This window comes from Mycobacterium sp. SMC-17, assembly GCF_045310915.1.
GTDB lineage: Bacteria > Actinomycetota > Actinomycetes > Mycobacteriales > Mycobacteriaceae > Mycobacterium.
This window is the reverse complement of record NZ_JBJIAK010000056.1, coordinates 17,605-36,855: the sequence shown is the minus strand read 5'-3', so window position 1 is coordinate 36,855 and position 19,251 is coordinate 17,605. Positions and strand designations below refer to the sequence as shown.

Annotated in this window: 22 protein-coding genes, 1 pseudogene and 1 riboswitch; of the genes and pseudogenes, 7 read left to right on the top strand and 16 right to left on the bottom strand. The window is 66.2% G+C overall.

Going from position 1 to position 19,251, the window contains the following annotated elements:
• Positions 1–276: 276 nt before the first annotated feature.
• From ACJH7A_RS25985 to ACJH7A_RS25970, 4 genes and pseudogenes are all read right to left on the bottom strand, one after another.
• Positions 277–1,026, bottom strand: a complete 750-nt coding sequence (locus tag ACJH7A_RS25985; protein ID WP_163692956.1) for a GGDEF domain-containing protein — start codon at positions 1,024–1,026, stop codon at positions 277–279.
• Positions 1,027–1,346: 320 nt separating this feature from the next.
• Positions 1,347–1,784 (bottom strand): PAS domain-containing protein, encoded by a 438-nt coding sequence (locus tag ACJH7A_RS25980; protein WP_131808858.1) that lies wholly within the window; start codon positions 1,782–1,784, stop codon positions 1,347–1,349.
• Between the two features lie 28 nt (positions 1,785–1,812).
• Positions 1,813–1,977 (bottom strand): annotated as a pseudogene (locus ACJH7A_RS25975) (PAS domain-containing protein); the annotation flags it as partial.
• Positions 1,978–2,629: 652 nt separating this feature from the next.
• Entirely contained in the window at positions 2,630–3,271 is a 642-nt protein-coding gene (locus ACJH7A_RS25970) for a DUF6875 domain-containing protein (RefSeq protein ID WP_064860949.1), read from the bottom strand.
• Positions 3,272–3,341: 70 nt separating this feature from the next.
• Here ACJH7A_RS25970 and ACJH7A_RS25965 point away from each other — a divergent pair, with 70 nt between their 5' ends.
• The 4 genes from ACJH7A_RS25965 (at position 3,342) to ACJH7A_RS25950 (ending at position 7,263) form a co-directional block, all read left to right on the top strand.
• A complete protein-coding gene (locus ACJH7A_RS25965) occupies positions 3,342–4,574 on the top strand; it encodes an acetyl-CoA carboxylase biotin carboxylase subunit family protein (RefSeq protein WP_073694771.1) in 1,233 nt (410 codons plus the stop codon).
• A gap of 72 nt (positions 4,575–4,646) precedes the next feature.
• Entirely contained in the window at positions 4,647–5,078 is a 432-nt protein-coding gene (locus tag ACJH7A_RS25960; RefSeq protein ID WP_165605603.1) for a YbaK/EbsC family protein, read from the top strand.
• 197 nt (positions 5,079–5,275) lie between these two features.
• The gene (locus ACJH7A_RS25955; protein ID WP_131808857.1) at positions 5,276–5,734 is read left to right on the top strand and encodes an ATP-binding protein; all 459 of its coding nucleotides are present in this window, start codon (positions 5,276–5,278) and stop codon (positions 5,732–5,734) included.
• A gap of 140 nt (positions 5,735–5,874) precedes the next feature.
• Complete coding sequence (locus ACJH7A_RS25950; RefSeq protein ID WP_276555120.1) at positions 5,875–7,263, top strand: HAMP domain-containing sensor histidine kinase; 1,389 nt, start codon at positions 5,875–5,877, stop codon at positions 7,261–7,263.
• Here the strand turns inward: ACJH7A_RS25950 and ACJH7A_RS25945 are convergent.
• The 11 genes from ACJH7A_RS25945 to thiO form a co-directional block, all read right to left on the bottom strand.
• Entirely contained in the window at positions 7,224–7,901 is a 678-nt protein-coding gene (locus ACJH7A_RS25945; protein WP_406802948.1) for a response regulator transcription factor, read from the bottom strand. The two genes, ACJH7A_RS25950 and ACJH7A_RS25945, sit on opposite strands and share 40 nt — an antisense overlap.
• Before the next feature lie 46 nt (positions 7,902–7,947).
• A complete protein-coding gene (locus ACJH7A_RS25940; RefSeq protein ID WP_165605570.1) occupies positions 7,948–8,103 on the bottom strand; it encodes a hypothetical protein in 156 nt (51 codons plus the stop codon).
• A 171-nt stretch (positions 8,104–8,274) separates the two neighbouring features.
• Positions 8,275–8,871, bottom strand: coding sequence for a phosphatase PAP2 family protein (locus ACJH7A_RS25935; protein WP_061003621.1), 597 nt, complete (start codon positions 8,869–8,871; stop codon positions 8,275–8,277).
• Between the two features lie 39 nt (positions 8,872–8,910).
• The gene (locus ACJH7A_RS25930) at positions 8,911–10,161 is read right to left on the bottom strand and encodes a hypothetical protein (RefSeq protein ID WP_061003623.1); all 1,251 of its coding nucleotides are present in this window, start codon (positions 10,159–10,161) and stop codon (positions 8,911–8,913) included.
• A gap of 111 nt (positions 10,162–10,272) precedes the next feature.
• Positions 10,273–10,797: a hypothetical protein gene (locus tag ACJH7A_RS25925; RefSeq protein ID WP_234785282.1), complete on the bottom strand. Its 525-nt coding sequence runs from the start codon at positions 10,795–10,797 to the stop codon at positions 10,273–10,275.
• 282 nt (positions 10,798–11,079) lie between these two features.
• Positions 11,080–11,823, bottom strand: a complete 744-nt coding sequence (locus ACJH7A_RS25920) for an ABC transporter permease (RefSeq protein WP_061009317.1) — start codon at positions 11,821–11,823, stop codon at positions 11,080–11,082.
• Positions 11,820–12,728: an ATP-binding cassette domain-containing protein gene (locus tag ACJH7A_RS25915; protein ID WP_061003627.1), complete on the bottom strand. Its 909-nt coding sequence runs from the start codon at positions 12,726–12,728 to the stop codon at positions 11,820–11,822. Before ACJH7A_RS25915 ends, ACJH7A_RS25920 begins: the two co-directional genes overlap by 4 nt.
• Positions 12,729–12,762: 34 nt before the next feature.
• Positions 12,763–13,533 carry an SGNH/GDSL hydrolase family protein gene (locus ACJH7A_RS25910; protein WP_260936700.1) on the bottom strand — a complete coding sequence of 257 codons (771 nt, stop codon included), beginning with the start codon at positions 13,531–13,533 and terminating at the stop codon, positions 12,763–12,765.
• A complete protein-coding gene (locus tag ACJH7A_RS25905; protein ID WP_256370123.1) occupies positions 13,530–14,273 on the bottom strand; it encodes a thiazole synthase in 744 nt (247 codons plus the stop codon). Before ACJH7A_RS25905 ends, ACJH7A_RS25910 begins: the two co-directional genes overlap by 4 nt.
• Positions 14,274–14,295: 22 nt before the next feature.
• Complete coding sequence (thiS, locus tag ACJH7A_RS25900; RefSeq protein WP_064860070.1) at positions 14,296–14,493, bottom strand: sulfur carrier protein ThiS; 198 nt, start codon at positions 14,491–14,493, stop codon at positions 14,296–14,298.
• Complete coding sequence (thiO, locus tag ACJH7A_RS25895) at positions 14,487–15,494, bottom strand: glycine oxidase ThiO (protein WP_276555117.1); 1,008 nt, start codon at positions 15,492–15,494, stop codon at positions 14,487–14,489. The genes thiS and thiO overlap by 7 nt, the downstream gene beginning before the upstream one ends.
• Before the next feature lie 6 nt (positions 15,495–15,500).
• Positions 15,501–15,611, bottom strand: a riboswitch (TPP riboswitch).
• 26 nt (positions 15,612–15,637) lie between these two features.
• On the opposite strand from thiO, the gene thiE reads away from it, so the two are divergent.
• Entirely contained in the window at positions 15,638–16,306 is a 669-nt protein-coding gene (gene thiE, locus ACJH7A_RS25890; RefSeq protein WP_064860069.1) for a thiamine phosphate synthase, read from the top strand.
• Here the strand turns inward: thiE and ACJH7A_RS25885 are convergent.
• Positions 16,296–16,781: an NUDIX hydrolase gene (locus ACJH7A_RS25885; RefSeq protein ID WP_174557639.1), complete on the bottom strand. Its 486-nt coding sequence runs from the start codon at positions 16,779–16,781 to the stop codon at positions 16,296–16,298. The two genes, thiE and ACJH7A_RS25885, sit on opposite strands and share 11 nt — an antisense overlap.
• Positions 16,782–16,925: 144 nt before the next feature.
• Here ACJH7A_RS25885 and glnX point away from each other — a divergent pair, with 144 nt between their 5' ends.
• Together glnX and ACJH7A_RS25875 are read left to right on the top strand one after the other, a co-directional pair.
• Positions 16,926–18,242, top strand: a complete 1,317-nt coding sequence (glnX, locus tag ACJH7A_RS25880) for a protein kinase G-activating protein GlnX (protein ID WP_061003639.1) — start codon at positions 16,926–16,928, stop codon at positions 18,240–18,242.
• An 8-nt stretch (positions 18,243–18,250) separates the two neighbouring features.
• Entirely contained in the window at positions 18,251–19,204 is a 954-nt protein-coding gene (locus ACJH7A_RS25875) for a glutamate ABC transporter substrate-binding protein (protein WP_061003644.1), read from the top strand.
• Positions 19,205–19,251 lie beyond the last annotated feature (47 nt).

Here is a 19,251-nt window from a genome sequence, read left to right as displayed (position 1 = left end):
ATAACTGGCAATCCAGGTGGTCCCATCACCCTGGCAAAAATCAGGTCACACTGGTCCCATCCTCATGGCAGGCGACAGCAGGGAAGGTACATGCTGAGGCTCTCGCGTCGTTTGGCTCGCTACGTGACGGGGATCAGTGCTTTATGCCGATGAGGAGGCGATCGCACCACTATGGAAGGGCAAACGCTTTCCGATGGAAGCGTGCACCGCGCCGACAAGGCGATGTACCGCGCGCGCCGAGCAAGCTGAGAATGGCCTACGTTTCCCGCCGCATACCTACAACCTGCGTTCGGGCGGCGTAGAGGAATGACGCGGGTCTGCGTCGGATCGGTGCCGAGGGGTGGCCGAATGTACCGACAAGAATCGGGTTTCGCCCGAACCTGTCGCTTTGGCCTGATACATGGCGGCATCGGCCTGGCGTAGAAGATCGGTGGGCGTTGTTGGCCGGGTCGGGTCGACGCCGGCAACGCCGATACTGGCGCTGACGGCGATGGTGTGCTCATCGGTGACGATTGGGTTCTCGAGGGCGTGGTGCAGCCGCCGAGCGATCTGCTGAAGGTCTGCGGCGCTGGCTGGTGCAGCGACGAGCACCACGAATTCGTCGCCGCCGACACGGGCGAGGGTGTCGGTCGCGCGGATCGCCCCCTGGAGACGCTCAGCGCAGGCTTGCAACACCACATCGCCAACGTGGTGCCCCAGCGAGTCATTAATCCGTTTGAGTTGATCGATGTCGATGAACATCAGCGCCGCCAGATGAGGGTGGTCGCTGGGCGTCATGGCCGCAGTGATCATCGCCAGGGCGCGGCCACGATTGGGTAGCCCGGTGAGCGTGTCGTGGTGCGCCGCGCGGCGCAGATGCAGATTGGTCAGGTGCTCGGTGGTGACGTCAGTGAGCGACATGACAATCGGCGAACGTTCGGGTTCATCGGGGTTGAGCAAGGTTGTGGTGAACGAAATCCAGGATTGATGGCCATCGTCGCGACGCAGGCCGAGAACCTGCGCGTAGACGGGCTGCCCGGTGCGCAAGGTGATGTTGGCCGGCCGCTGCGGGGCAGGCACCATGTTTCCCTCGGTGTCGAAACCGGGTAGTCCAGCGCGCGCTCAGCATGTGTACTAGGAAAGCGTCCGCCCCCGGGTCCGCGGATGCGGATGGCGGCCGGATTGATGGAGGCGATGGTGCCGTCACGATTGATGACCACGATGCCGCGGTCCAGCGATGTCACCACCGACTGATAGTGCTGTGTGGTATCGAGCGCGTCGGCGCGGTCGGTGCAGATGAGGATGTACCCGGTGTCGACCGCTGCGACAGAGACACGCACCGCCACAGGCCCTCCTGTCAACGTGTATCAGGTGAGGTCGCGGGCACGTCCCTCTGCGGCGATGGCAACCACATCGAGTTCGACGCCGAGCGCGTCGCGGATCAGCTGCCCGAGGGAGTCGGCGACTGATCGCCCGAACAGCCGCTCGGCAGCGATGTTCCATCCGGTGATCAGGCCGTCGACGGTGGCGGTGATGATGGCCTCCGGCGCATGCCGGACATGCAGTTCGTGGTTAATTGTATTGCTGTGCAACACTATTGGCGTGGTCACCGCTCGCAGCACCGTCTGATGGGCGGGGCGACCTTCCCACGGGGTGGCTACCGTGGTGGCTTCGATGTCGAGCGTGGTTCCATCGCAGCGCAGCAAAACCGACATCACTGGTGCCGATGCCTGGCCTGAGTCGCCGGGAGCGGTCAAGGCGCTCAAAATTGCTGCGGGATGCACAAAGTCGGTGATGAGCGCCAACCATCTGCCCCGTCGACTCGGCCATCGTCAAACTCGCCGCCGCGGCGTTGGCGTACACTACACGTCCACGATCGTGCACCAGGACGGCGTAAGGGCTGGTCTCGCTGAGGCTCCGGAAGCTGGCTGCCGATGCACCGACTGACACATTCCACGAGGTACCAGAATCGTGCCCCGTCGCATGATTGTTATGCATGCGTCACGCTCCCATCGGGGCCGACAGACACTGCCCGACGACAGTCGGGACGACCCCTGCCAAGCCTCTCTGCAATGATCGGGCGGTCTTGAGCGTCTGCGCATACCGCTGCGCCGCCGAGTCGGCGAAGTACTTCCCTGCCATGCATCAGTCCCGTCAGCCGGTGCGCGAACACCGTTCCCCGCGTCGCGCCGTCGCGCGACAAACCCCACCAACCACCTGCTAAAAATGACTGGCGCTAGCACTTCTAGCAAATCACCGATGCAGTGCTAATTCAACTTCTGGGCGCAAAGAAGTCGCAAAGAAGTTCTGATCGCGCGCCGACGACCGATCGCGCCATTCACTACCACCCGCCGGGTCATCCCAACATCATCGGCGGTCTTGAACACGTATTACTGACGAATATCCGCGAACTGCACTTGACGCATCCGCGAGAAGACGACTCCTCCCGGAGGTGCGGCCACAACTCCGAGAGGACCACTGACGAGTGTCGAACAGAAATTAACTGTGAATGATATGAGCTAAGTTATTAGCCGATACTCCTACCTAGCGGACCATGCTCACCTATGCGGACCGGTGATCGAACGCTTTTTGGTCAACGGCCCCGCCGCGGCGGGCTCTTGTCCGCGACGCGAACGCCAGGCTCTGCGTTTCAGCCGGGCGGGGTCGGGTCGCTGAATCTGTCCGCTAAGGCCGCGCGCACTGGCGAGGGGACGGTCGGCGCGAACCGTCGCAGGTAAGCCTCGACCCAGGCCGGCGAGGTGTTGAGAAAAGCGAAGTCACTGCCCACCATGTGCCGTATCGCGAGGAGCGGAACGGGCGACTGCAGCGGACGGAAGTCGGCATTCCAGAGACCGCGCTCGGTGCAGCCGTCATAGAACTGGCCGACCATGAGGCCGGCGTCAACGAATTCGGGTTTGAGTGCCTGTTGCACCGCATCGATGACGGCGACGTCGGTCAGATCGGGGAACACGATGAACACCGCCTTGAGCAGGCTCTCGGGGCCATCAGCCGGCTCCAGCTCCAGGAATGTGTCACGCAGTGTGTGCAGCTCAGCTACCAACTTGGAGAATGCCGGGAGTTCGCTGTGCACCGCGGTAATCCACAGCATGTCCTGATCCAACGAGGCGCGGGCAAAAGGGCACACCGGTCCCGCCCGCCCCAGGTCCCTATGCGGTTCCATGAGGTACTCACGAATCCAACCGCGCAGCAGGTGAGCAAATTCTGACGTTTCGTTGTCGGAATCGTCGCCGTCAGATAATTTGCAAAGACCGTCAAGCAGGGTGACCGCCATGTGCACAATCTCCCTGTCTCTGCTAACCGCCGCAGCTGTCGCGATATCCCCGTGGAGGGTGAAAACACCCATGTCAGTGCCCACCGAACGTCGAATCGCGATCGTATATGAACCCGACTCGGTCCCGCTGCTCATACTCACAGAGACGGCGACACGAAACGGGATTCACCTCGTCTGGTTAGCCGGTCAGACCGACGCACGAATACTCAGACGATTCGGAAGCGTTGTCATTACCGACGGCAGTTCCACCGAGAAGGTGACCGCGCAGCTCACACTACACGATGTCGTCGGCGTCACCACATTTGCCGACTCACGCATCGAGCATGCCGCCGCCCTGGCACGGAATATTGGTTTGCCAGCAAACCATGCCTGCACAGCACGGCTACTCGTCGACAAAATCGCCCAACGCCACGCACTGGCCGATGCCGGCGTACCCGGACCCGGGTTTGTCGGCATCGACAGCCCGGCCAGGGCAACCAGCGCCGACGAACTACTCAAGAAGCTGACCTACCCGGTCGTGGTGAAACCGGCGTCGGGGCACGGGGGCCGCGACACCATCTGCATTCCCGATTTCCCGGCGCTGGCAGCAGAATTGGCAATCCGATGCCACGCCAACCCATGGCGACCGACCATCATCGAAGAACTCCTCGGTGACTTCCCACCAACCGATCGCGGCGGCGTCGGCGACTACGTCTCGGTTGAAGTGGTGGTGGACAACGGGCTGCCCTCGGTCCTCGCAATCACCGGCCGCATGCCCCTAGCCGAACCATTCCGAGAAACCGGCGCCTTCCTCCCGGCGATACTGAGCCCAGTCGAGCGACACGACGTCGCAGACGTGGCGCTAAAGGCAGCACTAGCACTCGACGTGCAATGCGGCTGCCTACACATCGAGATCAAACTGACCACGACCGGGCCCCACATCATCGAAGTGAACGGGAGAGTTCCCGGCGGCGGCATCACCGACCTGGTTGCCGCACAAACCGGCATCGACCTTTTTGAATGCGCGCTGAACTCGGCCGCCGGACAGATCGTCGACCGGAGGCCGGGCAACGCAGCCGGGGTCCATTACCAGTTGGCCCTCCAGCCGCCGATCGGCCAACGAGTCCGACTACGACCGGATTGGTCGGCACAGTTGCGCACCGTCGCCGGCATCGAACACGTTGCGCTACGGTCAATGACCGCCGAAGTCGACCTGCGCGACGGCTCCTACGGCTACCTGCTGATGGCACGTGGCTGCGCCGACGACCACGAGGGCTTGCTAGAAACCCACCGGCGTCTGAACACCCTGTTGCTCAACGACTGATACCACTCACGAGACAGGACATCAATGACAGAATTGCACGCGCGAGTGCGCGCGCACCTGGCCGCTGCCGCGGTGACGCACCGGGTGCACGATCACGCCGCCCTGCCCGGCCCCATCTCATCGCCGACGGACTTCGCAGCCGCGCTGGGCTACCCCGTGGACCGGATTATGAAAACGCTGATCTGCCACGAACACTCCACGGGCAGACTGATCGCCGTCACCTGCCCGGTGAACATTCGGGTAGACCTCAAACGTGTTGCCACCGAACTCGGTTGCAGCAGAATCGAAGTCGCCAGCAGCGTGCAATTAGAAGCGACTACCGGCTACCCCCGACTCGGGGTATCACCACTGGGCCTGGACCCCAGTTTCATCGTCGTCATCGCGCAACACACGCTGACCTATGACACCGTTCTGGTCGGTGGCGGAGCAGCCGGAATCGAAATCGAACTCGCCCCCCGCGACTTACAACGCACCACTGACGCAGTTCCCGTCGATCTCCGATAGCGTCCCACCGCACGCGGGTACGAATACGGGCGGCACAGCCGTGCTGGCGAACTCTAATTTCTGATCGTTCTCAGCGTGTCTTCAGGTCGTGGCTCCTACGGTCGGGAGGTATATGCCCGGCGTAGCGCCACACCTGACCGAAGGCAAGCATGTTGCCTCGGCCGCCGGTCATTCACACGACCAGAAAGGACAACGCCGTGAGCCGAGAAGGAGAAATGGTCTTTCTCGATGATGTGTTGGTCCAGCATGCTGGACGGCTGCGGCAAAACACTGGGTTGTCGATCCGAACCGACCTGCAGCCGACCTACGTGGTGGGTGACGCTACGACATTGAACCGGGCGGTCACTGCGCTGGTCGAACATGCACGTTGCAACGCCGTATCGGCGATCGAGCTTGAGGTGTACCGCCGAGATGCTCAGGCGGTCATCATCATCCGCGACGACGGCCCCCATATCGCGGTCGCCGACACCGGCCGGATGTCGTCAAAGTGCAACTCCGGTCTGGAGTTGGCTGCTCGGATCATCGCCACTCACGGCGGGACACTTGCCGTGGGTGAACGCGGCGCGTGCACCAATGCAGTGAGCGTGCGGTTGCCGTCCACGCGGCAATCTCTGTTCAATTCGCCTGCACCGAAATGGATTTCGGATGGGCAATGACATCGCGCGCCGCCGAGGACGCACGCTGTGACATCGCTGCCGGAGACGGCAGTGAATGATGGAGCGATGTGGGTCGGTCGTGGGTGGGTCTCGCTGAGGGGCCTTCAAGGCCAGGGCGCCGAGTGAGCCGCCGCGTGGCGCTGAGGGATTTCGCAGGCCGGTGGCGTGGCTGGTTCGGCGGCATTGCGGTCCGCTCAGCGCTGGTGGCCGCGGCGGTGGTGCTGGCCGGCCTCGTGATCGTGGGGTCGGCCTCGACGCTGTTGCTGTACCGGATGATGTGCGCCGACGTGGACAACGCAGCGGAGGCCCGCGCCCAGGCGGTGGCCGATGTGCTGCGCAAGGAACCACCCGATGAGGTGGAATCGGTATTGATGCACACCGATCACCGGATCGTGGCCGTGCAGATCGCCGACGCCGCCGGCACCGTGGTGGAGCGATCCGACAGCGCACCGCAGACCCCGTTGATTCCTGTGCCGCACGAAGGTGCCCAGGTCGGGGTGCTGGCAACCGATGACGACGACGTGCGCGTCAGCACAATCACAGTGGCATCCCGCAAGGGGCGGCAGTACACGGTACTTGTGGGCGGGGGCATCGAGCCGATCGAGCAGATGATCGGCACTGCCGGGCAGATGCTGGCGATCACGGCGCCGGTTGTGGCTGTGGTGGCCGGAGTCGTCACATACCTGCTGGTGCGCCGGTCGTTGCGGTCCGTGGAGGCCATCCGGTCGCGAGTGTCGGCGATCAGTGCCTTCGATCTGGGCGAGCGGGTCCCCGTCGGTCGCAGGTCGGATGAGATTTCCGCGCTGGCGGTGACCATGAACGACATGCTGGCCCGCATCGAGGCCGGCCATGCCGCGCAACGACGGTTTGTCGGGGACGCATCCCACGAGCTGCGGAGCCCGCTGGCAACGGTGGTGTCCGCGTTGGAGATCGGAGCCACCCACCCCGATCTCCTCGACAGAACGCTGCTGACCAACGCATTGTTGCCGGAAGCACGCCGGATGCAGACCCTGGTGGAGAACCTGCTCCTACTGGCGCGCGCCGATGAACGCGGCTTGCCGCTGCGTCGTGTCGAGACCGATCTCGACGATCTGGCGACTGCGGAGGCGGCACGACTCAAACGGGAAACGACCTTGCGGATAGTCTCCGATCTTTCGGCGGTAAAGGCCAGCGTCGATCCGGACGGGTTCGTGCGATTGTTGCGCAACCTGGCCGACAACGCGGCCCGCCATGCCACCAGCGAGGTGACCATCGTCGTGCGCGCCGAGGGTGACAACGCCGTCGTGCAGGTGATCGATGACGGCCCGGGAATCCCTGCCGCCGCACGGGACAAGGTTTTCGAGCGGTTCTTCCGGCTGGACGCCGACCGATCCCGGCGTGGTGGTGGTACCGGGTTGGGGTTGGCGATCGTCTCCGAGATCGTGGCCGCCCACGATGGCTCGGTCAGCATCGAGGACCGACGCTCTGGCGCAGGAACCGTGGTGACGGTTCAGTTGCCGCTTGCCGGTTCGCCGGATTCGAGCCGGTAGCCTGCGCCACGGAGCGTGGTGATCGCCTCCGAGCCGATCTTGCGTCTCAGATAGCCGACATAGACTTCCACCACATTGTCGGGGCCGTCGTAGTGACTGTCCCAGACGTTGTGCAGGATCTGAGTCTTTGTGAGGACAGTGTCCTTGTGGCGCAACAGGTATGCCAGGAGCGCGAATTCTCGCGGTGTCAGCGAGACGTCCTCGCCACCCCGGTGCACGGTCCGGCGCGCGGGGTCCAGTGAAATGTCGCCGGCAGTCAGCACGACGGGACGCTGCGGTGCGCCGCGGCGAATCAAGGCCCGCAAGCGCGCGGTGAGCACCATGAACGAAAAGGGTTTGGTCAAATAGTCGTCTGCGCCCAGATCAAAGGCGTCGGTCTGGTCGTAGTCGCCGTCCTTGGCCGTGAGCATCAGCACCGGCGTCCAAATATGTGCGGCGCGCATCTTGCGCAAGACCTCGTAACCGTTGAGACCCGGCAGCATGATGTCGAGCACGACGACGTCGAACTGCTCGTGGGTGGCCTGCCAGAGTCCCTCGACACCATCGGCCACAGCGACCACGACGAACCCTTCGGCGCGCAGCCCAGCGGTGATCGTCTCGGCCAGCATGGGCTCGTCTTCGACCAGCAGCACTCTCACCTGCGTAGCCTGGCACAGACTGAGGCGGCGGCCATAAATTGGCCGGCTACATCCCCTGGACGAGTGCGCTGTCGTAGTGCCCGCCGTTCGACAGAGCCGGTGCGTTCTGGGCGCGCTCCTGGGCCTCGTGGACCGACATCGTCGCCGCCACCAGCATCAGGGCTCCGACCATCAGGTTGATTGCTTCTCGCCGGGCTGTCATGTCCATCAACACCTTTCACGGGATTCCAGCTGATCGAAGCCGAGCAGCTGTCGGGTATGCCACCAGACTGACAGCAGGTCGCTGTGAGGACGCTGAGCGCGAACAGGCCTGAAGACCCGCGCACACGTTTCAAACGCAAAACTGCTGAAAAGCCCACCGCCACAGTCTGCTTCAGTGAACGGCACCTGGCTCAGCGGCCGTGATGAGCGGCCGCAGCCGGGTCCTGGCGGCGCGTTCCACCAGCCGGCTCAGCACCGGCCGGGCGACGAGATATCCGGAAACGCTCAGGGTCGCGCCCAGAGCGAGACCGGCAACGACGTCTTGGGGGTAATGCGCACCGACATAGACGCGAGCCAATGCCATGGCCACTGCCGCGATGGCGGCGATGACGCCGAGTCGTCGATTCACCAGCCAGACCCCGGCAGCGACGGCCCCGGCCATCATCGCGTGGTCACTGGGGAAGCCACCGTCGGTGTTGCAATGCAAGACGACGATGTGGGGCAGCGCATTACAGGGACGGGTGGCATTGATGGTATCGGCGATCGGCTGGTTGATGGCCACCGCTGCCAGCACACCCAAAGGCGCCCATACCGCCGCTGCCATCGCACTGGGGTTGTTGGTTCTGCGGGCGATCCACCATCCAGCGAGGAGAAAGCTGGCGAACAGTACAACACCGTCTTCGGCGTATCCGGCCACGACCGGGTGCAGCCACGGGGTGTCCCGGGCGAAATTGTTGATGTAGTAAAAGATTCGGGTATCGAGGTCCATCGCGGCCTTGTCGTTCTGAGTTGCGAATGACTGAAGGAATCAGCGCAGACTGTTCAAAAGCGTTGTCAGAGATTGTTTTTCGTCGTCAACGCTTGGGCTGCTGGATCGGACGGACTTGAGTGCTGCGTCGATTTCCCGGTCCAGCGCCGTCCAGGCGCTGGAGTCGATGGCCTGCAGCCGGTCCTGGTCGTGGTCCCATGCGGTTTCGAGGTCGGTGATCCGCGCTCGGGCGCCGGATTGGTCTCCAGCATCGACCTTTGCCAGCGTGTCTTGGGTGACGTTGCGGAAGTGCGCAATATCGGTCGCCGGGAAGGCACCGACCTTGCCGGGCACCAGAGGCGCGGCCGCCGCGGTCGGCGCGGGCCCTTCCTCGCTGTCGGTGACGGGGCCATGCGGCTGAATCGAGGCCCATTGCAGCAGGGCGCCGGCCGCCAAGACCACGACGGCGTAGTAACCGACGGTGCTCACCGCCGATAGCGTGCGCTTCGGCGCGGGGGCCGCCGCCTGATCGTCGACCTCGATCACATCGATGCGGGTCCAGGTCAGATAGCCGACAGCAGCGGCGATCGCGGCGAGGAAGATTCCACTGGTCAGGCCGTATCCGAGGCCGAGACCGTGTGCGCTGCGCGGTGTGGCAAGCCAGTCGCCGAGGTTGGCGCCCAGCGGGCGGGTCAGGATGTACGCCAGCCAGAACGACAACACGGAGTTGACCCCGACGCGCCAGCCGATGGTCACCGCGGCGATGAGGGTGACCGGGAGCAGTACCGATACCCCGGCACTCCACCCGGTCAGGGTCAAGGTCCAGTCGCCGGCGGCGGTGCCGAGCGCGAAGGTGACCAGGACAGCGAGCCAGTAGAACAGCTCCCGCGGTCGCGTTGTGATGCTGTGGATCGACAGTGTCCGCTCCCGGGCGAACCACACCGCGAACACCACCGCCAGAGTGACAGTGAAGACGGCTGTGCTCGTGGCCATCGGGACGGCAAGGGCGTCGGTGAGCAGATCGGTGTAGAGGGTGCCGGTGACGCTGAGGACCACGACCGTCAGCCAGTAGACGACAGGGACGTAGCGCGGCAATCGCAGCTGGGCCCCCATGACCAGGGCCAGTACGGCGGTGAACAGCACCGCGGTGGCACCGAGACCCACACCGAGACCTTGGTTGATCCAGTCGGCGAAGCTCTCTCCGACCGTGGTGCACAGCACCTTGATCAGCCAGAACCAGATGGTGACTTCGGGAACCTTGCTCGCAGTCACGCGCTTCACGATCGTTGAGGGGCGGGCAGCACCGGTCATGCCTGCGGAAGGTAGTCACCGCTTGCTGAACTGACGCTGAGAACGAAGGGGCCTGTCGTCGGTCCTACAGGTGGACCAGGTGAACACCCACGTGCGGAGCTTCCCCGCGGCTCACTTGCAAAGGCCGGCAATCTTCGTGCTGACAGCTTCGCCGGCTTTCAACCGACCCGCCTGCGCCGGGTCGGCCCCGCCGATCCCGGCCTGCCCGTACATCGAAATATCCTGCAGGTCAACGGCAAACTCGCGAATCGCGGCCGTGAGGTCCGCCGGCGTGGCCCGGTCCAGATGCGTCTGCAAGTACTGAGCACCACTGCTCATGGCCAAACGCGAGACTGCTGTGACCGCCGTAACCGCAACCGGCTCAGAGCCGAGTTCGGTGTGCGTCTGTAGCGCCACCGCCGTGCGCACGGTGGTGAAGGCGGCACACGCGCGAGCCTTCGCGTCGGCGACTTGTTGCTCGGTGGGCTCTGGGACCGATGGCGACGACTGATGTGGTGGCGACACCAGCGCCCAGACCGCAACCCCTAGCGCGATGACCGCGATTCCGAGCGATGCGGGCGCCAACCACTTCGGTTGCAGATCTACCGCAACGGGCTGACGCGAGATTGACGGCGCTTCAGGGTCAGTCTCCGGCATACGCGCGATGGTAGAGCAACAACTGTCCGAATATCGGCGGTTGGACGAAGCCCAGGCAGGAACCGGTTCATTCGAGTCGAGGCCAGCATTCAGCTACCAGAGGGTGGCCGCAGTGACTGCGATCCATGCGGGCGGCGACTTGGTCGGAGTACAAGCCCGACCCAATCGCGGCGAAGTTGGAGCCATCGAAGTACCGAGCCATCTCCAGCAGAATCTCGCAACTCCGCCGGGAAGGCCCAGTGCGCCAAACCAATTCGGCCGTTGAGAGCAGACACCCATGCCCTACGGGTCGCGGCGGGTGACCACCACGAGCGCCAGCATGAACACCGCCGCCGCAACTGCGGCGAAGTAGAGGGCCGCGCCGGCCGGTCCCCACCACAACGAGAACGTCTGGAACCAGGGGGTCCTGGTGAAGGTGTACGCGTTCCCGAAGGGCAGCCACGGTCCCACCCGTGCGCCGACCTGAGGAAGCGCGCCGAGCACCGGTTCCACGACGAACGGCATCAACAACACCACCGCGACCACTGCCGCCGCGTGCCGCAACAACCCGCCCAGACCGACCGCCAGCACCGCGCCCAGCACGGCATACAGCGACATCGTGCCGATCGCACGCCAGACCTCCGCGTTCGAGAAGGACAACTCCTCGGCCTGCTCTGCGGTCACCAACGACGCCGCGAACGCGATCGAGCCCGCCACCATGACCGCGGTGACGACCGCGGAAAGCGCCGCCGTCACGAGCGCTTTCGCTGCCAGTGCCCACGCTCGGTTGGGGGTGGCCAGGAACGTCGTGCGGATCATGCCGGAGCGGTACTCCCCGGTGATCGACATCGCGGACAGGATCATCAGCACCGGCACACCGAAGACGCTGACGCCGATGGCCGCCCGCTCGGGCTTGAGCACCCCGTGCGGACCCAGTGCCGCCGCCTGTATCGCGGCGAACCCCAGACCCACCACCGCAACTGTCAGGATGAGCCAGATCGGCGACCGCGTGGTCTGCAGCTTGATCCGCTCGGCGTTGATCGTCATGGCGCACCCACCGCCCGGTAGTCGACGGCGTCGTCGGTCAGTCGCATGTACGCTTCCTCCAACGAGGCCTGCTGGGCGGCCAATTCGTGCAGCACGATTCCGTGACCGGCAGCCAACTCCCCCACCTGCTCCGTCGAGATTCCGCGAACCAGCAGCACGCCGTCCGCCAATTGCGCCGACGCATCCTGCGCCGTCAGCAACTCATGAAGACGCTCCAGCTGCGGGCTGCGGACCCGAATGGTGTCGCTCCCGGAGCTGGTCAGGAACTCCGCCATGGTGCTCGAGCTGATCAACTGTCCCCGCCCGATCACCAGCAGCCGGTCCGCTGTGTTCGCCATCTCGGCAAGCAGATGACTGGACACCAACACCGTCCGGCCCTCAGATGCCAAGTCGCGCATGAGCGTCCGAATCCACCTGATGCCCTCGGGGTCCAGCCCGTTCACCGGTTCGTCGAACAGCAGCACTTCGGGATCACCCAACAGCGCCACGGCGATGCCCAACCGCTGCGACATCCCGAGCGAGAACGTGCCGGCCTGTTTACCCGCGACATCGGTCAATCCGACGATGTTCAGTACTTCATCGACACGGGCCTTCGGCAGCTTGTTGCTGGCGGCCAGCCACCGAAGGTGAGCGCGCGCCGTGCGATTGGGATGCACCTGACGGGCATCGAGCAGCGCACCGACGCTGCGCAGCGGATGCTTCAGCTCGTGATAGGTCTTGCCCAGCACCGTCGCGATGCCGGAGGTCGGCCTGTCCAGCCCGACGATCATGCGCATCGTGGTGGATTTACCGGCGCCGTTCGGCCCGAGGAAACCGGTGACGAAACCGGGCTCGACGGAACAGGTCAAATCATCGACGGCGCGTTTGCGCCCGAAAACCTTTGTCAATCCCGTCAGCTGGATCATCGCCGGACAACCCCCTTGCCTGATGGCAGCGCCATCAGGCGCACGATACGCGTTCGATCACCATCTGCGCGACGGCGCGCATACCCGCGGCGTTCGGGTGCAGCGGGGCCACCCGGCCCGGCAGTGGCAGATGAAACGCCGTGGTCCAGGGATCGGCCGACCACGCATGGTGCGCACGGCTGGCAGCTGCGACCGGCACCAGTTCACATCCGGCCGCCGCGGCCGCGGCGGCCGTCAGCTCGGCCAGCCGGGCGGCGACGTGCCGGCCCAGCTCGGCATCGGCCGCACCGATCGGTGGTGCGGGCACTCCCGCCGGCGGCAGCAGCGTCAGGTAATCGACGAACAGCACCCGGGCCCGCGGCGCACGTCGACGCACCTCTCGCCCAACGGTTTTCAACGACTCACCCACGACGTCAAGGGCCTGGTCCCGTTCCGCCGGGTCGAGCAGGCCGCGCAGCCGCCCGCCGACGACGGGCACCGACCGCAAGAACCGCGGCAGGCAGGCCGCCCCGAGCATCAGCACATAGCCGGCGTCGTTGCCGCCGATGGTGATGGTGACCAACGACTCGGATCCGTCGAGCGCGTCCACCTGCGGCGGCTCACCGAACTGCCGCTCGGTGAGCACGTGGGCGGTGGTGGAACCCGAAAAGGTCACGTCGACAAGGTCGTAACCGAGCTGCTCGGCGACGAGATGCGGGTAGTTGACCGCCGACCGGCCGGATCGCTTCGGCGCGCCGGGCGCGCCCGGCGCGATGCCGGGCCCGGCGGCCATCGAACTACCGAGGGCGACATACCGCGTCGTCATAGCGCGGGGCTGGATGCCTGCGCCCAGAACCGCTTGGGCACGCGGCCCGCCCGCGAGGCCAGCCGACCCGCGGTGACCGCCGCCGCCATGGCGGCGGCCATCATCGGCGGATCCGAGGCCCGGGTCACCGCCGTCGCGAGAAGCACTGCGTCACAACCCAGTTCCATGGCCAATGCGGCATCGCTGGCCGTGCCGATGCCGGCGTCGAGCACCACCGGCACGCCGGCGGCCGCGACGATCATCTCGATGTTGTGCGGGTTGGAGATGCCCAGCCCCGTGCCGATCGGCGCGCCCAACGGCATCACCGCCGCGCAGCCGGTGTCCTCCAGCCGGCGCGCCAACACCGGGTCGTCGTTGGTGTAGGGCAGGACGACGAAGCCGTCATCCACCAATTGCTCTGCGGCGCGGACCAACTCGATGGCGTCCGGCAACAGGGTGCGCTCGTCGGCGATCACCTCGAGTTTCACCCAGTTGGTCTGCAGCGCCTCGCGCGCCAGTTGCGCCGTCAGCACCGCTTCGGCCGCGCCGCGACAGCCGGCGGTGTTGGGCAGCGCGGCGATGCCGAGCTTGTTCAGCAGATCGAGTACACCGGTGCCGGTTTCGGCGTCGATGCGCCGCATCGCGACAGTGGTCAGCTCGGTACCCGAGGCGACGAGTGCCTCCTCCAGGATCGAAAGATTCGCCGCACCGCCGGTGCCCATGATGAGCCGCGAACCGAACTCCCGGTCGGCGATGCGCAGGACATCGGCCGACGTACAGACCTCAGCCACCTTGCACCGCCGTCACGACCTCGATCTTGGCGCCCTCGGCCACGACGTCGTCCCATTCCGACCGGGGCAGCACCGTCCAGTCGACCGCGACGGCGATGCCCTTGTCCGGAAAGCCCAGGGTGCCAATCAATTCGGCGACCGTGGTGCCTTCGCGAATCTCCACGCTCTCATCGTTGACTGTGATCAGCACAGTGCCACCTTCTCTCTCGCATCGCCCTTCAACAGGTCCGAAATCCGTTGTGCGGTCCAGGCGGCCAGCAGAAAGCCGTTCCTCCCGTGACCGGTGGCCGCCAGGGTGCGGTCATCGAGCCAGCCCACGATCGGCAGGCCGTCCGGGGTCATCGGCCGCAGTCCCGCAGCACATTCGGCAAGTTCGTATTCGCCGAGGGCAGGTATCACCGCACAGGCGTCATCGAGAAGGTCGCGCACTCCGGATACCGCCGGCGCGGTGTCCCGGCCGTGCTCGTACTGGGTGGCGCCTACCACCACACCGTCGGCACGCGGCACCAGATACACCTGCCGACCGTGCACCCGAGCGCGAATCACCCGCTGCGGCACCGGCATACAGCCCTTGCGCCACCGTAGCCGCAGTATCTCGCCCTTCACCGGACGCACCGGCAGCCCGGGCCACAGTGCCGGCGCGTCGATCCCGTTGGCCAGCACGGTGACATCGGCGTCGCGCGTCTTGTCGAGGGAATCGACCGGTCCGGCCCATTGCACACCCAGGCGGTCGCAGTGCGCGATCAGCCCCTCGACCACGAGGCGGTTGTCGACGGCCAGTTCGGTCTCCGCCCGGAAGCCGTGCCGAATCCCCTGCGCCAGCAACGGTTCGATGTCACGGGCCGCGGTGGTGACCGTGACGGGATGCCCCTGCGCCGCCAGCCACTCGGCGACCGTACGGACGTCGGCCGCGTCTGCCCGGTCGACCGCCACCACGAGCGAGTCGCGGGCCGTCACCACGTCGTCAGGCAGGCCGTCGAGGAAGCCGTCATGCCACAACGCCAGCGAGTCCAGCCCCACCTGCAACTGGTCCTGCTCACCCGGCCAGCCCTCGGAGTGCGGCGCGAGCATGCCGCCGGCGACCCAGGAGGCGCCACGCGCCTCGGTCCGGTGCACGCGCACCGACCACCCGTCCAGCGCCGCGCGCCGGGCCACGGCCAGACCGATGACGCCGCCGCCGATTACCGCCATGCCAGCCGGCACGATGATTCCTCTCCCTTCGCCGGCATGATCCGGATCAGGTGTGACGGTAAGGGTAGGACGACCCCACTCTCAGCCCCCGGTCCCGGGACTCCCGTGTGTGCGGCGTCCACGGTAGTCGCTACCGTCGCGCTGTGTCTAAAGCCTTCGAGCGTCTGCAGTCCGCGTCCCTGTACCTGTGCACCGACGCCCGCCGGGAGCGCGGTGACCTGGCCGAGTTCGCCGACGCGGCACTCGCCGGTGGCGTGGACATCATCCAGTTGCGGGACAAGGGCTCGGCCGGTGAAGCACAGTTCGGTCCGCTCGAGGCCAAGCAGGAGCTCGAAGCGCTGGAGGTGCTGGCCGACGCGGCCAGGCGGCACGGCGCGCTGTTCGCGGTGAACGACCGGGCCGACATCGCCCGCGGCGCCCACGCCGACGTGCTGCACCTCGGCCAGGACGATCTGCCGCTGGCCCTCGCCCGCGACATCGTCGGGCCGGATCCGCTGTTCGGCCGCTCGACGCATGACGAGCAGCAGCTGGCCGTCTCGGTGACCGAGGACGTCGACTACTTCTGCGTCGGCCCGTGCTGGCCGACGCCGACCAAGCCGGGCCGCACCGCGCCGGGCTTGGAACTGGTCCGCGCGGCGGCCGCGACGGGTACCGACAAACCCTGGTTCGCCATCGGCGGCATCGACCTGGCGCGGGCCCCCGAGGTGGTGGCCGCCGGTGCGCGGCGCATCGTCGTGGTCCGGGCGATCACCGCGGCCGAGGATCCGGCCGCGGCAGCGCAGGCACTCAAGCAGGCCCTGCCTACGAACTGAGCGGGATACTCGCCGTCACGCTGCGCAGCTGTTCCCAGCTGGCGGCGAATCCGGGATGCAGCGGCAGCGACGCGACGTCGTCCTCGGAGACCCACCGCAGCTCGACGCTCTCGCGGTTGGGCACCGTCGCGAGTTGTTCGGGTGCGTCGGCGATCACCGTGGTGTACGTCCACACCTCGCCCATCGCGATCGCGGTGACCACGGTCGTCCGGACCGTCAGCTGCTCGGCCAGCAGGCCGGCCTCCTCGTAGGCCTCGCGGACGGCGGCCTCCTCGACGGTCTCGTGGCTGTCGCGCGCCCCACCGGGCAGTGCCCAGGTGCCGCCTTGATGGCTCCATGGCGCGCGGTACTGCAGCAGCACCGCCGCTCCGCCGCCCGGCTGCGGCGCCCGCAGCAGAAGTCCGGCCGCACCATGGCGACCCCAGAAGTGGGAGCCGTCAGCCGCGAGCACCCATCCGTCACCGTCGCCCTGCACGAATCCCACAATAGGGAACGTCGCGAAAGATTTGGGGGACCGGGCCGACCGGTAATCCACCCCCTACGCGCCGCAAGCTCTTAGACTTCTATTAAACGAGTTCGGCAGGGCCAACGGGTCAGGAAAGTTGAGGTCGGCGCACACGTGACGGTGGAGTTGGCGCACCCTTCGACCGAGCCGGTGGTATCTCGGTCCCCCGGGACTCCCGCGCACACTCGATGGTGGTTCATGTGGACCACCCCCGGCCGCATCCTCCTGATCGGGTTGATGCTCGCCAGCCTGGTCCTCGCGTGTGCCTTCGCCACCTCGACCACGATCCACGCCCGCCAGCAGGCCCTGACCACCGTGCTCGACCACACCGAGCCGCTGGCGTTCGCGGCCGGCCAGCTCTACACCACGCTGTCAGTCGCCGATGCCGCCGCCGCGACCGCCTTCATCGCCGGCTCGGAGCCGGTGGATCTGCGGCAGCGCTACGAGCAGGCCATCACGGACGCCGCCGTCGCCGTCACGGCCGCGTCCAGTGGCATCACCGACGAGCCCATGGTCAAGGTGCTCGGGCACATCAATGCCGAGCTGGCGGTCTACACCGGCCTGGTGGAGACCGCGCGGACCAACAACCGCGCCGGCAACCCGGTGGGTTCGTCGTACCTGTCCGAGGCGTCATGGCTCATGCAGACCCAGATCCTGCCCGACGCCCAGCGGCTCTACGAGAACACCTCGGCACGGGTGAACTCGGAGACCAGCGGCTCGTCGCAGGTGCCCGCCCCCGTGATCCTGGTGGTCGCGGCGACGCTGATGTTCGGCTTCTTCTCGAACCGCTGGCTGGCCCAGCACACCCGCCGGCGCGTCAACATCGGTTTCGTCGCCGGCGGCATGGCGGTACTGATCATGATCATCTGGATCGGCGCGACGCTCATCATCTCGACCACCGACACCCGGCATGCCCGCAACGCGGCAGCGTCGCTGCAAACTGTGACGAGCATGGCCATCACCGCACAGCAGGCGCGGGCGGACGAGACGCTGTCGCTGATCCGGCGGGGCGACGAGAGCGTCCGCAAGCAGTCGTACTACCACCGCATCGACGCCCTCCAGCAGCAGCTCGGGGATTACATGCGTCGCCCCGATGCGATCGGCAAGAAGGACCTGGACGGCGCCGATCAGTTGATCCGCCGGTGGCGTGCCGCCGACGACCGGATCAACGCCTACATCTCGACCGGCAACTACCAGTCCGCCACCCAGGTGGCGCTGGGTACCAGCGAAGACGATTCGACGCCGGCGTTCGACAAGCTCGACGAAGCGCTCTCCAAGGCCATCGACGAAAGCCGCAAGCAGCTGCGCAGCGACATCCTGAACGGACGCCAGGCGCTGTCCGGGGCGACGGTCGGTGCGGCCGCGTTGAGCTTCGCCGCGGCACTCGCGGTGGCGCTCGGGCTGTGGCCGAGGTTGAGTGAATACCGATGAGTTTCACGATGCGTTCTCGGTTGGTCCCGGCGATGGTCGCGGTGTTGGTGGCCGCCGGCTGCGGCGAGGCCCCGCCGCCCGTCGCGCCGCAGAGCATCACCATCGCGCCGCCGACACCCGCGGGCATGGAGGTGCAGTCCGCCGTGCCGGAGCTCGGCCCGGAGGACAAGTCCGACTGCACCGCAAGCCTGCGGCCGTTCCCGACGCCCGAGGCCGCCGCGGCGGCCGTCACCAACATCAAGGACCGCGGCCGGCTGATCGTCGGGCTCGACATCGGCAGCAACCTGTTCGCGTTCCGCGACCCCATCACGGGGCAGATCACCGGATTCGACGTCGACATCGCCGGGGAGGTGGCCCGCGACATCTTCGGCACCCCGTCACAGGTCGAGTACCGCATCCTGTCCGACAACGACCGGATCTCGGCGCTGCAGCACAATCTCGTCGACATCGTGGTGAAGACCATGAGCATCACGTGCGACCGGCGCAAGCTCGTCAACTTCTCAGCCGAGTACTTCTCCGCCAAGCAACGGATCCTCGCCACCCGCGACTCCGACGTCCGCAGGCCCGCGGACCTGTCGGGCAAGCGGGTCTGCGTCGTGAAGGCCACCACCTCGAAGGCACGCCTGCAGCGCATCACCCCGCCGCCGGTCCTCGTGGAAGCGGTCACCTGGGCGGACTGCCTGGTGGCGTTGCAGCAGCGGCAGGCCGACGCGGTGTCGACCGATGACGCGATCCTGGCCGGTCTGGTGGCGCAGGACCCGTACCTGCACATCGTCGGCCCCAACATGGCCGAGGAGCCGTACGGCATCGGAATCAACCTCAACAACACCGGTCTCGTGCGGTTCGTCAACGGGACGTTGGAGCGGATTCGCCGCGACGGCACGTGGAACACGTTGTACCGCAAGTGGTTGACCGTGCTCGGCTCGACGCCGAACCCACCCGTACCGAGGTACAGCGACTGATGCCCGACAGCGAAGCGACGACAGGCCCCGTTGAGGCGGGCCCGGTG